The 12,165-nt window shown below is 44.1% G+C and carries 12 protein-coding genes; 8 read left to right on the top strand and 4 right to left on the bottom strand.

The window, feature by feature from the left end:
- Window positions 1-23: 23 nt before the first annotated feature.
- Window positions 24-455 carry a GNAT family N-acetyltransferase gene (locus HQN90_RS07650; protein WP_420851035.1) on the top strand — a complete coding sequence of 144 codons (432 nt, stop codon included), beginning with the start codon at window positions 24-26 and terminating at the stop codon, window positions 453-455.
- 95 nt (window positions 456-550) lie between these two features.
- Here the strand turns inward: HQN90_RS07650 and HQN90_RS07645 are convergent, their stop codons facing one another.
- From HQN90_RS07645 to HQN90_RS07635, 3 genes are all read right to left on the bottom strand, one after another.
- Window positions 551-1,438 carry a MetQ/NlpA family ABC transporter substrate-binding protein gene (locus tag HQN90_RS07645; RefSeq protein ID WP_173217190.1) on the bottom strand — a complete coding sequence of 296 codons (888 nt, stop codon included), beginning with the start codon at window positions 1,436-1,438 and terminating at the stop codon, window positions 551-553.
- Window positions 1,439-1,514: 76 nt separating this feature from the next.
- The gene (locus tag HQN90_RS07640; protein ID WP_173217189.1) at window positions 1,515-2,183 is read right to left on the bottom strand and encodes a methionine ABC transporter permease; all 669 of its coding nucleotides are present in this window, start codon (window positions 2,181-2,183) and stop codon (window positions 1,515-1,517) included.
- The gene (locus HQN90_RS07635; protein WP_173217188.1) at window positions 2,180-2,965 is read right to left on the bottom strand and encodes a methionine ABC transporter ATP-binding protein; all 786 of its coding nucleotides are present in this window, start codon (window positions 2,963-2,965) and stop codon (window positions 2,180-2,182) included. Before HQN90_RS07635 ends, HQN90_RS07640 begins: the two co-directional genes overlap by 4 nt.
- A gap of 196 nt (window positions 2,966-3,161) precedes the next feature.
- Between HQN90_RS07635 and HQN90_RS07630 the strand changes: the two genes are divergently transcribed.
- Window positions 3,162-4,505, top strand: a complete 1,344-nt coding sequence (locus tag HQN90_RS07630; RefSeq protein WP_173217187.1) for an LLM class flavin-dependent oxidoreductase — start codon at window positions 3,162-3,164, stop codon at window positions 4,503-4,505.
- 57 nt (window positions 4,506-4,562) lie between these two features.
- On the opposite strand, the gene spoVB is transcribed toward HQN90_RS07630, so the two are convergent.
- Window positions 4,563-6,113 carry a stage V sporulation protein B gene (spoVB, locus tag HQN90_RS07625; RefSeq protein ID WP_173217186.1) on the bottom strand — a complete coding sequence of 517 codons (1,551 nt, stop codon included), beginning with the start codon at window positions 6,111-6,113 and terminating at the stop codon, window positions 4,563-4,565.
- A 409-nt stretch (window positions 6,114-6,522) separates the two neighbouring features.
- Here spoVB and HQN90_RS07620 point away from each other — a divergent pair, with 409 nt between their 5' ends.
- The 6 genes from HQN90_RS07620 to HQN90_RS07595 all read left to right on the top strand — a co-directional run bounded on the left by HQN90_RS07620 (window position 6,523) and on the right by HQN90_RS07595 (window position 12,142).
- Entirely contained in the window at window positions 6,523-8,799 is a 2,277-nt protein-coding gene (locus HQN90_RS07620) for an S-layer homology domain-containing protein (RefSeq protein ID WP_173217185.1), read from the top strand.
- Window positions 8,800-8,972: 173 nt separating this feature from the next.
- A complete protein-coding gene (locus HQN90_RS07615; protein ID WP_173217184.1) occupies window positions 8,973-9,551 on the top strand; it encodes a TetR/AcrR family transcriptional regulator in 579 nt (192 codons plus the stop codon).
- Between the two features lie 21 nt (window positions 9,552-9,572).
- Entirely contained in the window at window positions 9,573-9,914 is a 342-nt protein-coding gene (locus tag HQN90_RS07610) for a DMT family transporter (RefSeq protein WP_173217183.1), read from the top strand.
- Window positions 9,914-10,228 (top strand): DMT family transporter, encoded by a 315-nt coding sequence (locus HQN90_RS07605; RefSeq protein ID WP_216855244.1) that lies wholly within the window; start codon window positions 9,914-9,916, stop codon window positions 10,226-10,228. Before HQN90_RS07610 ends, HQN90_RS07605 begins: the two co-directional genes overlap by 1 nt.
- A gap of 256 nt (window positions 10,229-10,484) precedes the next feature.
- Window positions 10,485-11,333: a histidine racemase CntK family protein gene (locus tag HQN90_RS07600; protein WP_476739323.1), complete on the top strand. Its 849-nt coding sequence runs from the start codon at window positions 10,485-10,487 to the stop codon at window positions 11,331-11,333.
- A 14-nt stretch (window positions 11,334-11,347) separates the two neighbouring features.
- Window positions 11,348-12,142 (top strand): methyltransferase domain-containing protein, encoded by a 795-nt coding sequence (locus tag HQN90_RS07595; RefSeq protein WP_173217181.1) that lies wholly within the window; start codon window positions 11,348-11,350, stop codon window positions 12,140-12,142.
- The last annotated feature ends 23 nt before the right edge of the window (window positions 12,143-12,165 follow it).

The following is a 12,165-nucleotide window of genomic DNA, read 5'->3' as shown; positions in this document are numbered from 1 at the left end:
TCAGAACCTAAGGAGAGCTTAGATTGAAATATACAATTAGAGAGGCAACATCCAAGGATTGTTTAGCATTGAGCCGGTTAATGACACAACTTCTAAATAGAGAAATCACCGAGAATATAATGAAAAACAGAATAGATTTTGTAGCTCAAAGTCCGTTTGATTCTTTGTTTGTATATGAAGAAGATCAAATAATGGGTACATTAGGATTTAGAATTCGAGAGAATATAGAAGACATAGCAAGATACGGTGAGATTTCAGTGATTGTTGTTGATATTGAAGCAAAAAGAAAAGGAGTAGGTAGAATATTAATGAAATATGCTGAGGACTTGGCAATTCAAAATCAATGTAAGGGCACTTGGTTAGTAACAGGACATCAAAGGATTAACGAAGCGCATAAATTCTATAAAGAGCTTGGATATGAAGATACTGGAATAAGATTCGTAAAGAATTTTTGAGTATTCCAATAATGAGCTAGAAATCATCGAACAATAATAAACGCCCTCCAAACCCTGTAACCGGCTTGAAGGACGTTTTTTCTTTGTTTACTTTATTAAAATGCAGGAACCACAGCAACTCCGTACTTGTCTTCGATAAACTTCTTCACATCGGAAGAGGTCAATGCAGCACCCAGCTTCTTGATTTCTTCACGATTTTCGTCGCCTTTGCGAACCGTAATTACGTTAGCGTAAGGAGAGTTTGCATCTTCTCTGAATAAGGCTGTTTTGGGATCGAGTTTAGCCTCAATAATAATGTTTGTGTTGATAACCGCGCCATCAAGATCTTGTAAGGATCTAGCTAAAGTAGGGGGTTCAGCTTCCACAAATTTCAGGTTCTTCGGGTTGCTGACGATGTCTTTGGGTGTTGTTTGGTAAGTTGTCAAACCGTCTTTCAACTTGATTAAGCCTTGCTGTTGAAGGAGTACAAGCGCTCTATATTCGTTGGATGGGTTGTTTGGAATACCAATTTTCGCGCCATCTTTAATCTCATCCTTCGATTTGAGCTTGGTGGAGTAGAAGCCGATAGGCTCAACATGTACTTTAATCGGATTTACAAAATCGAAGCCTTTTTCTGTTTTGACTGAATCGAAGTAAGGCACATGTTGAAAGAAGTTCGCGTCGATTTGCTTATCTTTAAGCAGTTGATTCAACAGACCTTCATCCGTGACTTTAACAACAAGGTTAATTCCTTGTTCCTTTAGCTTCGGTTTAACGAAATTCAGGATTTCCGAATGCGGGATTTCGGCGGATCCGATGGTTAAAGTGACTTCTTTTTTTGGTGCTTCTGTTGGAGCGTTGCTTGGTGCAGCCGCAGTTGCTGCGGGTGAGGAGGCTTTAGGACTGCTCGATGCTTCCGTGCTGCTAGTAGCACCGCACCCAGCAAGGAGTACACTAAAAGCTGCGAATAATGAAACGATAGAAAATAATCCTTTTGTACCCATGGATAACTCACTCCTATTTCTTTTATGTATATTTGGTCAATCAAATGAAACCGATAGGAACAATCATGTTTTAGCTTTAATCAAGCTTGAATCGTTTTTTGTTTATTGACCTAGAGATGTAATCTCCTGTCCACTGAAAAATTTGCACGAGAAGAATAATGATAATGACCGTTGCGATCAGGACGTCTTCACGAAATCTCTGATATCCGAACCGGATGGCCAAACTGCCTAGTCCTCCGGCACCGATGGCTCCAGCGATGGCAGTAAACTCGGTGATGGCGATGACGGCAATCGTTACTCCGCGTACAAGTGCTGGCAAGGATTCAGGAATAAGTACTCTGAAAATAATCGTAAACGGGGAAGCTCCAACGGCTTTGGCCGCTTCTATTTTCCCAATGCTAACTTCCTTCAGCGATGTTTCGATAATCCTGCCTAAGAAAGGTGCGATACCGATCGAAAGCGACACGATAGCGGCGGTAGGACCCAAGGTCGTTCCGACAATCAAACGAGATAAAGGCAAAAGCAGGACGATTAAGATGATAGAAGGAATAGAGCGGATGCAGTTAATGACCATATTAATGACTCTATGGAGCCCCGTAGCCTCAAGAATACCGCCTTTCTCCGTTACCACAAGAGTGACGCCAAGTGCAGTACCCATAATCAATGCGAAAATGGAAGACCAAAATAGCATATAGAGTGTTTCTAAAAGAGCTGGCCAGAGTAATTCGATTAATTCTTGAATCATAGGCTGACTCTCACCCTTTCTTCGACATGATGCTTATTGCGATAGAAATCTATGATTTTTACGAATTTCTTGGCAGTGTCGCTTTCCGGATTCAGGAAAAATTGGTCCACGGATCCTTGTTCAACGATTGTGCCTTTCTCAATGACAGCAAAGTTTTTGCATATATGCTGCAGTACATCGAGTTCATGGGTGATCAGTACAATGGTCAAATTAAGCTTGCGGTTAATGTCTTTCAGAAGTTCTAGAATGGAGTAGGTCGTTTGAGGATCAAGCGCTGATGTGGCTTCGTCACTAAGCAGTACGTCTGGCTCGTTAGCGAGAGCTCTGGCGATGCCAACTCGCTGTTTTTGACCTCCGCTCAACTGGGATGGATGGGCATTCTCTTTATCGCTTAGTTCTACAAGCTCCAGTATTTCTCTAACACGCTGGTGAATGTACGCTTTGGGATGGCCTGCAACCTTCAAAGGGAAGGCCACATTTTCAAATACAGTCTTGGAATCAAGGAGGTTGAACTGTTGGAAAATCATACCGATTTTCAGTCTCGCTAGGCGAAGGTCTTTCTCTGACAGAGCTGTAATGACCTTGCCTTCGATCTCAATGATCCCGGAATCAGGTTCCTCCAACCGGTTTAGACAGCGGATTAGTGTTGATTTGCCTGCACCGCTAAAACCGATAATGCCAAAAATATCCCCTTTTTCAATCTCAAGGTTGACATTCTCCAAGGCAGTAAACACGGATTGGCGTGTTCGGTATGTTTTATTGAGATTTTTGATGACGATCATGATAATCCCTCACTTTTAATACCAAGTATTCCTAGTTTATTAGTTTAATTTAAATGACTTCCTAAATTCTGTCAAGAACATTTCTTTTGCCACTTGATCCCGCTTATTATCCTAGGATTGACGGTTATTAGAGAGGGTGGTAAATTAATACATATTAAATTTATTATATTACTCGGAATTAAAGGAGAAGGATCTCATGTCTCGTAAAAGACAAATAAAGTTGTCCGCCTATTTAGTGGGAACCGGTATGCACGTAGCCTCTTGGAGACATCCTGATGCTCAGGCGGATTCCAGCATTGATATTGATTATTATAAACATTTGGCTCAAATAGCAGAGAAAGGGAAGTTTGATATTGCCTTTATCGCGGATAGCTTGGCTATCAATGAGGAGTCGCATCCGAATATTTTGACCCGCTATGAGCCTATCACCTTAATTACAGCGTTAGCAGGGGCGACTTCAAAGATCGGAGTTGTCGCAACAGCCTCCACCTCTTATGTGGAACCTTTTAATCTGGCGCGACAATTCATGTCTGTTGATCATATCAGCAAGGGCAGAGCTGGTTGGAACATTGTAACGACAAGAGATTTGTCCGGAAATACAGCATTGAACTTCAATGGCAGCGAGCATTTTGAGCATGGCTTTCGGTATAAGCGAGCAGAAGAGTTTATTGACGTGATTAAAGGCTTATGGGATTCCTGGGAGGATGATGCTTTTATTCGCGACAAAGAAAGCGGGCAGTTTTTTGACCACAGCAAGCTTCACAAGCTGGACCATGTAGGCGAGTTTTTCTCGGTGCAGGGGCCGTTAAATATTAATCGCTCTAGACAAGGCCATCCTGTTCTAGTGCAAGCTGGATCTTCAGAGGCTGGGCAGCTGTTTGCCGCCAGGAGCGCAGAGGTTATTTTTTCGCATAAGAATAGCCTCGAGGACTCTCAGGAATTTTACCGTTCTTTCAAAAATAAGGTCGTCTCATTCGGCCGTTCCGCCGATGAAGTACAGATTCTACAGGGCATTTCGCCGATTATTGGGGAAACCGAAGAGATCGCACAGCAGAAGCTTGCCTACTTAGAATCACTCATAACCGACGAAACAGGCTTAAAGTTCCTGACCGATTATTTTGGAGGATTGGATTTGAGTAAGCATACACTTGAAGCCAGAACGCTTGATATTGGATTTGGCGAACTGACAGGTGTACGATTCGAATATGAAAAGTTTCGCCCTTTCGTTATCAAAGAGAACCCCACACTTAGAGAACTTTACTCTTTATTAACCGGGTCTTATACTGTCAACGACTTTGTAGGAACGCCTGAAAAAATAGCCGATAATTTAGAAAAATGGTTTGTTCAAAAAGCCGTAGACGGCTTTATGCTGATGTCTCCGCTTTTACCGAGCAATTTAGAAGATTTCGTGAATCTGGTCGTTCCTCTTTTGCAGGAGAGAGGTTTATTCCGGACCGATTATGAAGGTGATACGCTTCGTGATCATTTGAATTTGCCAGTGCCCCGAAATCGGTATAACTTAACGCGATCTCAAGTTTAAGAGGTGTTGTCGACGAAGCGAAAAAGCAGCCAATTATGGCTGCTTTTTCTTTTGAATTTACCATGGAATCGAAAATCGGTGGCGCGTCCTTTTCCAATTCAGCGTACCCGTCAATACGAGTGTGACGAAATAGAGAAACAAGGAACAAACGATGGAAGTGACTACGCACCATACCTGCGGCATACCATGGCTGGCAAGATAGTCATAGGTCCAGTGTCCACATATCACCATCAGCATCATGCTGATCCCAACTTTGACATAAGGACGAATACTCCAATAAAATCCGATCGAGCTTGAGATGGAAAAGAAATTCAGCAGTGTTTGCATCACGATGCCGATACCGATGCCGTAGGCAACACCAATAATACCATATTGGCTGCCGAACACGAAAATCGAGACACTCTTGAATATCGTGGCTATTATGTAATTCAATAGGGTAGCTTTCGCGCGGCCGAGCCCGAGTAGAATGGCATGAAGCGGAGCGTCGAAATAATGCAGGAAAAACATCGGCGCTAGTATTTTCAGCAGCAAACCTGCTTCCGGCGCATGATAGACAAGTGTCGTTAGCGGAGTGGCCCACTCGTACAGGATAACGGTTGCTGGCGCGCCGATCAGGAGTCCCAAGATCATAGCTTGATTCATCCGTTCATGTATAAGCAGACTGTTCTTATTCGCCGCCGCCTCGCCAATCGCAGGAATGAGAGCGGTGGACAAAGACTGCGTGATAAAGCTTGGCATGAACAGCAGCGGAAACGCATAACCAGCCAGCATGCCGAATTGCTTAGTGGCTAACGCCGTACCAATGCCGGCCAGCGCGAGACTGGTTGTAATAAGAAGCGGTTGGAAGGTGCTGTATAACGAATGAATGACACCGTACCCGGTCGTCGGCAACCCAATCTGCAGCAGTTCGCCAAGTGTGCTTCTTCCTTGTTTCAGGTGGTTTGCCCAAGTTTCGCCTGGTATTTTTGATTCACCATATAACTTGTAGCTTGTTATCAGGAATAGAAGGCTGATCGCTTCGCTGACAACAGAGGCAGCCATTGCTCCGGCAGCTGCATAAGCGACGCCGTAAGGAAGCAAAAGATGGACTAGCGCAAGTACACAAGCGATTTGTACGGTATGCTCCAGCACATCGGAAGCCGCGATGGTCTTCATCTGCTGCATGCCGCGGAAGTATCCCTTTAATACGGCGGAAACAGCGACGATTGGCGCTATCGGCGTAATCGCCAGCATCGCATAATAAGCGCGTTGATCGCTTAGCAAAATGGAGGCGATCCACTCAGATCCAAGCAGCGATATGGTGGTGAGCGCTACGCTTAAGAAGCCTGTGACAGCGAGCGAAACATGCAGGATGCGCCTCACTTTCATCCGTTCGCCGCGAGCGTTGGCCTCTGCAACCAACTTTGAAATTGCCACCGGTAATCCAAGCTCCGTAATCGTAATGACGAGAGGGACGAGAGGGTGAGCCATCATCAAGATGCCGATCCCTTCTGCGCCCAGTACGCGAGCAATATACATGCCGCTGATGAAACCGAGTATACGGTTGATGAAAGCAGCGACAGACAAGACCAACGTACCTCTCATGAACGATTGCCCGTGTTGTGACATGACTTGTGTCCTCCTGTTTATCGAATACTTAAATGTATTCAATAATTGGAAAAGCATGCGAACAAGCAGGTGGCGTCCTGTTGTTAGGAGGATCAAAAAGTTCAAAGAGAAAGCCGTTTATTTAAGGTAAATTGGTGTTAAGACTACACTGAAAAAATAATTGAATTGACAAGAAATTTGTTTTATTGCTAATATAGAGCAGTATTAATAGCTGATAATGAAAATCATTATCATAAAAATGAGCTATTTAAACAGAAATCATTCTCTCTTTTTTTTCAATAACGTTGATAATGAATATCTTTATCAATTAATTGAGTTGTTTTGAGAGGAGAAGTGCGCAGCAAGGTTCAGGTTTGACAGCTACAGATTGATTTATGACAACAAGAATGGTGAAAAGGAAAGTGAGACAATGAAGAAAAGCAATTTAGTATTTTTGAAATGTGTTTTGTCAGCTACTGTGATGACGTCCGCGCTGTTCGTCGGATATGGCGAGAAGGCTTTCGCTGCTCCTGTGTTTAGTCAATGGGGAGAAGATGGCGAAGAAGAGGGTCAATTTAGTTTTCCCCAAGGGATGGCGATTGATCAAGCCGGAAATCTTTATGTAGCGGATACAATGAACAGCCGTGTGCAGAAATTCACATCAAATGGGCAGTTTCTGCAAGCATGGGATATTGACGGAATGGTCTTCGGAATGCCACGGGCCATTGCGGTTGATCATAGTGGACTTGTTTATGTGAATAACGGACAAGGCAACATTCGGGTATTTCAGCCAGACGGCACCGAACTGAGGCATTGGGATGATATTAATTTTCTGAATGCAGGCGTATTGGGGATGGCAGTCGATCAAGAGGGCAACGTGTATGTATCGAATGCGGGATTGCATCAGATACGAAAATATGATCCGATGGGACAAACTTTGCTCACATGGGGTGCACGTGGAAGCGCTCCTGGGCAATTCAATGCACCGTCTGGTGTCGCGATCGATCGCGATGGCACCATTTTTATCGCTGATCCAGGCAACTTTCGCATTCAGAAATTCGATGCCATGGGCCAATATCTTGGACAATGGGGAGAGACGGAAAGCGCCGAACCGGGGAAATTCAGTTTTCCACAAGCGCTCACCTTTGATCAGTTCGGAAATCTGCATGTAATGGAGACGAAGAATTATCGAATCCAAGTGATTGATCCGTATGGCAAATCAATCAGAATGTGGGGCAAGGAAGGCTCAGCCCCTGGAGAATTTGAGGTTACATTCGGTGTTGCCGCCGATAATGCCGGAAATATCTATGTAGATGATTCCATGCTGCGCCGTGTGCAAAAATTCTCACTCACCTTGGACAGCCCGCAAATCGTCACAACTTCAGACCAGGCGACCGTCACTTGGCCTGCGGTAGAGGGGGCAACCGATCTCGAACTTGAATGGTCGCAAGACGGAAAAAACTGGAGCCAAAAAGCCTTGGCTGCCAATGAAACACAGACAACGATTCATCCATTGACAGACAATACAAACTATCAGTTCCGCCTGAGCGCCAATTTTGCTCCAGGCTACAGAATGGCCTCCAATCTGGTCGAAGCCAGAACCGCGAACCTGCCATTGCCAACATTGCCACCCTACTATCCAGAAAAGGATGAGCCTTCAACACCACCAACACCACCAGTTGAAACCAAATTGATTTCAACGAATGGTCAAATAACGCTTCCCTTGGGTACAATAGGCGAGGTTAGTCTTGAAGATAAGATCGGGATCTCGATTCCGGCTAATGCAACAAATAAAGAACTGAAATTAACGATAGAGAAAGTCCTAAACCCCCAAAATATGATAAATAATAAAGAGGTTCTGGGCAGCTCAGTATTTGAAATTCTGAAAAACATCCCGGAAAACTTCAGTAAACCGGTAACGATAGCTCTAACATTTGATCCAACAAGTTTGAAGAGCAATCAATCGGTGGGTGTCTTCTATTATGAAGATGGGAAGAAAGAATGGACGAGTGTCTCCGGGGGTAAGATCAACGGCAACCACATTAGTGTAGAAGTTAATCACTTTGGGAAGTTTGCGTTATTCGTTGTAGACCCAGCTACGGGTATACCTGTAACGAACCACCCAACGGAAACACCAAAAGAAACACCAAAAGAAACGCCAAAGGCAATTAATATTAGTGATATCTTGGGGCACTGGGCAGAGGCGAGCATCAAGCAAGCAATAAGTAGTGGAATCGTTGTGGGTTATCCGGATGATACATTTAAACCGAATCATACCGTGACTCGTGCGGAATTTGCTGTAATGCTGATGAATACGTTGAAACCGCAAGGAGCAGGCGTGACACCGACCTTCACAGATTCTGCAGATATCGGAGCATGGGCGCAGAAGGCTGTCGCACAAGCGGTACAAGCTGACATCATTAAAGGCAATGATGATGGCACATTCCTTCCGAATGCAGAAGTTACACGTGCGGAGATGGCTGTGATGATAGCTCGCGCTATGAGTTTGTCTATCGAAGAAAATGCTGTAACTGACTTCGCAGACGACAAGGATATTCCAACGTGGGCGAAAGGCAGTATTGCTAACGTGAAGCGAGCAGGTATTGTGCAAGGTAAAGACGCGAACCAATTCGCCGCTCAAGACCATGCAACGAGAGCTGAGGCTGTAACGATTCTGCTGAAAATGTTGGTTCAAAAGAGCAAATAAAGTAAAAGATAACAAGCTTGGACGGTCCTAATGGACCTTCTAAGCTTGTTTTGCATTCGGTATTTTTCCATCGTTATCGGAGCCTTTGGAGGTCTTTTTATATTGCTTTCAGTTGCCTAAAGACAGAGAACGTGATAAAATCATCCTGACGAACGTTCGGAAGGATGATAAACATGACGGCAGCGCGGATTAAAGAGGTAGCTCTTAAACATTTTGCCAAAAACGGTTACGAAGGCGCTTCGCTTGCGGATATTGCTGCGGAAGTCGGCATCAAGAAACAATCCATTTATACGCATTTCAAAGGAAAAGATGAACTCTTTCTTGATCTTCTTGATGATGTGTTTACGAAGGAATTGCAATTTTCGGTTGATTATCTCGATCGTTATAAGGAGCTTTCCCTTGATCAGCTTCTATATGGCTTTCTTACCCAATATCAAGTGTGTTATGAAAAAGATGATAATGCCAAATTATTTTTGCGCGTGTCTTTTTTTCCGCCTTCGCATCTTTATGATGTCATTGTCAAAGAAGGTTATCGCTATTGGGACACCCTTGAGAAGATGCTAATCCCCGTTTTTGATCAAGCGATCGCAGCTGGGGATATTAGCTCGGATATCAGCAGTAATACCGCGACCATTGCTTTTCTCGCTGTTTTGGACGGCATGTTTGTAGAATTGTTATTCGGAGGAACCGAACGATCACTCAAAAGGATCGAGGCATCCTGGTTCGTATACTGGCGCGGCATCAAAAAGTAAATCAACAGGAGGAACACAACCATGAACCGCAATTGGATTTATATCTTTATTGGCGCTTTTTTTGAGGTCATGTGGGTTACAGGATTAAAACATGCAGATACTACAATGACGTGGATCGGCACGATTATTGCGATGTATATCTCTTTTCATTTGGTGATCAGCGCGTCTACCAAACTGCCGGTTGGGACGGTATATGCCGTCTTCACCGGGATGGGGACAGCGGGTACGGTGCTGGTGGAAATGTTGTTGTTTGGAGAACCGTTCAGCTTTATTAAAGTATTCCTCATTGTTCTGCTTTTAGCCGGCGTATTCGGACTAAAATTTGTGACAAAAGAGCAGAATAAGAAAGGAGTCGCTGTATAATGGGCTGGATATATCTGATGTTTGCGGGGATGTTCGAAGTCGTAGGCGTTGTGGGCATGAACCAGATTAATAAAGCAAAAAACATTCGCTCGTTCAGCCTTTTCATCGTCGGCATTGTGATGAGCTTCGGGCTTCTGAGCCAGGCGATGAAAAGCTTGCCAATGGGCACATCCTATGCGATATGGACGGGGATTGGAACGGTTGGCGGCGCTATCGTCGGGATGCTGTTCTACGGCGAATCCAAAGATTGGAAACGGTTGGTGTTCATCGCGATGGTGCTAAGTGCAGCGGTTGGTTTGAAATTAATGGCTTAACGATAGAAGATGTAATCGATAGAAAAAAGTAACAGGCAGCCTTGGACGTGTGAGCAACGTTCTAGGGCTGCCTGTTTGACAGTAAATTTTACGATTATATTGACAAGGCAAATGATAAAAAGGTATATTTTGGTTTATAAATCGTAAAAATTACTATTATGTTTTATTCTTAATGTCGTAAAATATTAGATATGGATAAGACAGATTAACCCTTGTTTTATAATAGTAATTATTACGTTTAATGAGGAGGGTAGAAGTGGGGAGACAGATTGTAGATTTCATTAAGTGCAGTCCAACCCAGAACATGACCATTTTAGTTAAATCGAACCACAAGACTGAAGAGTACATACCTATCGCTGCCAAGCTCATGTCCTATGACAATGTGTATGCGGAGCAAGTCGGGTTTATTGAAAAGCCGGCAAACGGTCAAGCAGCAGCATATTTACACATGGCCGGCGGCGAGTTTTGCGGTAATGCGTGCATGTCGTTAGCCGCCTTCCTTGCCTCTGAACGAGAGATAGCGCTCAATGATTCGATAGACATCGTTTTAGAAGTCTCTGGCCTCGAGAAAGCTATCAATTGCTCTGTGACAAGAAGGCGGGACGGATTCTACTGTAAGGTTGAGATGCCTAGTCCACTAAAAATGGAAGATCGGATCATTCAGTACGAAGGAAACGAACTGGCTATCCTTATTATGAGATATCCTGGTTTTATTCATATCGTCATGGAAGTCGATGAATTTGCAGCATCAATTAGAAGCCAAGCGGAGTCATTAGCCAAATTACTCGGATTAACGCTCGGAGCTAACTTGATAGGAATCTTATTGTATAAGGCTGCAGCGCAGGAAATGGCTCCACTCATCTATGTTCCACATTTGGACAGTATGGTCTGGGAACGGGGTTGCGGCTCAGGCACGGCTTCAATCGGAGCTTACCTGGCTTGGAAGCATGAAGCAGCGATCGTTGCTGAGATCAAACAACCCGGCGGCATCATTCAAGTTAATGCAAGCTGGAATGCAGTAGAACCGGCAAATCTCCATATTGAGGGACTAGTCGGTATTGTCGCACAGGGTAAGGCATTCATTGACTTTGACGATGATAATTGATTGGAGGGAACTGTATGGAGGCAGTAGAAACGATGCAAGTAGCTTTAATTGCATTTTCACAACAATTCGATGAGCTGGCAGCATGTTATGATCATACTTTGATTCACAGTCCAGCGTTAGAGCAATTAATCAATAGCTATTCTACATTTATCACCAATCCCGCAAATAGAGAAGTCTGGGAACGCATGGAACTGGATAAACTTGAAGAAATTACGCTGCTCGTAGAAGCTTTGAGAAGCAAATCTGCGCTTGCTGTTGCCCATATGGAGAAATATCGGGCGCTCAAGCTGCGGCACGGACAGGCGGATATCACAGACTATTTTCGAAATATTGAGTCGTGTATTGAGAAGGAGTTTGGAAGTGCTGAAGTAACCTCTGATTCCAAGGTTTTACTGATCGGGTCTGGTTCTTTTCCAATGACGCCGCTGCTCATTGCCAAACGGACAGGGGCAGAAGTAGTGGGAATCGATATTGATGAGGAAGCTATCAGACTAGGATACGAGGTTGTGAAACAGCTAGGCGGAGAGCTCAACATTCGTTTGGAACAACAAACAGTGGAAAAGCTGAATTTCACCAGAGAAGCAACCCATATCATTTTCAGTTCAACCGTATCCAATAAGTATGATTTGCTGGATCAATTGCATGTTTTAACGAAAAAGCATGTCGTTGTGGCTATGCGTTATGGGAATCAGTTGAAGTCGCTGTTTAATTACCCGATGGAGAAGGTTGACGAACATAAATGGATGCTTGCGGATACGATCTTGCGTCCAGATCAAGTATTCGATATTGCCTTATACCGGAAGACTTAGCAAGCTTTCAGGATGATAAGAGG

Origin of the sequence: Paenibacillus alba, from assembly GCF_013204855.1 — a bacterium.
GTDB classification, from domain to species: domain Bacteria; phylum Bacillota; class Bacilli; order Paenibacillales; family NBRC-103111; genus Paenibacillus_E; species Paenibacillus_E alba.
Note: the sequence above shows the minus strand (reverse complement) of the source record. Positions and strands in the feature narration are given on the sequence as shown.

What these genes read in the sequence shown, in the direction of transcription:
- HQN90_RS07645 (WP_173217190.1), bottom strand. Translation starts at nt 1,438, where the DNA reads ATGGGTACAAAAGGATTATTTTCTATCGTTTCATTATTCGCAGCTTTT.
- HQN90_RS07640 (WP_173217189.1), bottom strand. Translation starts at nt 2,183, where the DNA reads ATGATTCAAGAATTAATCGAATTACTCTGGCCAGCTCTTTTAGAAACA.
- HQN90_RS07635 (WP_173217188.1), bottom strand. Translation starts at nt 2,965, where the DNA reads ATGATCGTCATCAAAAATCTCAATAAAACATACCGAACACGCCAATCC.
- HQN90_RS07630 (WP_173217187.1), top strand. Translation starts at nt 3,162, where the DNA reads ATGTCTCGTAAAAGACAAATAAAGTTGTCCGCCTATTTAGTGGGAACC.
- spoVB (WP_173217186.1), bottom strand. Translation starts at nt 6,113, where the DNA reads ATGTCACAACACGGGCAATCGTTCATGAGAGGTACGTTGGTCTTGTCT.
- HQN90_RS07620 (WP_173217185.1), top strand. Translation starts at nt 6,523, where the DNA reads ATGAAGAAAAGCAATTTAGTATTTTTGAAATGTGTTTTGTCAGCTACT.
- HQN90_RS07615 (WP_173217184.1), top strand. Translation starts at nt 8,973, where the DNA reads ATGACGGCAGCGCGGATTAAAGAGGTAGCTCTTAAACATTTTGCCAAA.
- HQN90_RS07610 (WP_173217183.1), top strand. Translation starts at nt 9,573, where the DNA reads ATGAACCGCAATTGGATTTATATCTTTATTGGCGCTTTTTTTGAGGTC.
- HQN90_RS07605 (WP_216855244.1), top strand. Translation starts at nt 9,914, where the DNA reads ATGGGCTGGATATATCTGATGTTTGCGGGGATGTTCGAAGTCGTAGGC.
- HQN90_RS07595 (WP_173217181.1), top strand. Translation starts at nt 11,348, where the DNA reads ATGGAGGCAGTAGAAACGATGCAAGTAGCTTTAATTGCATTTTCACAA.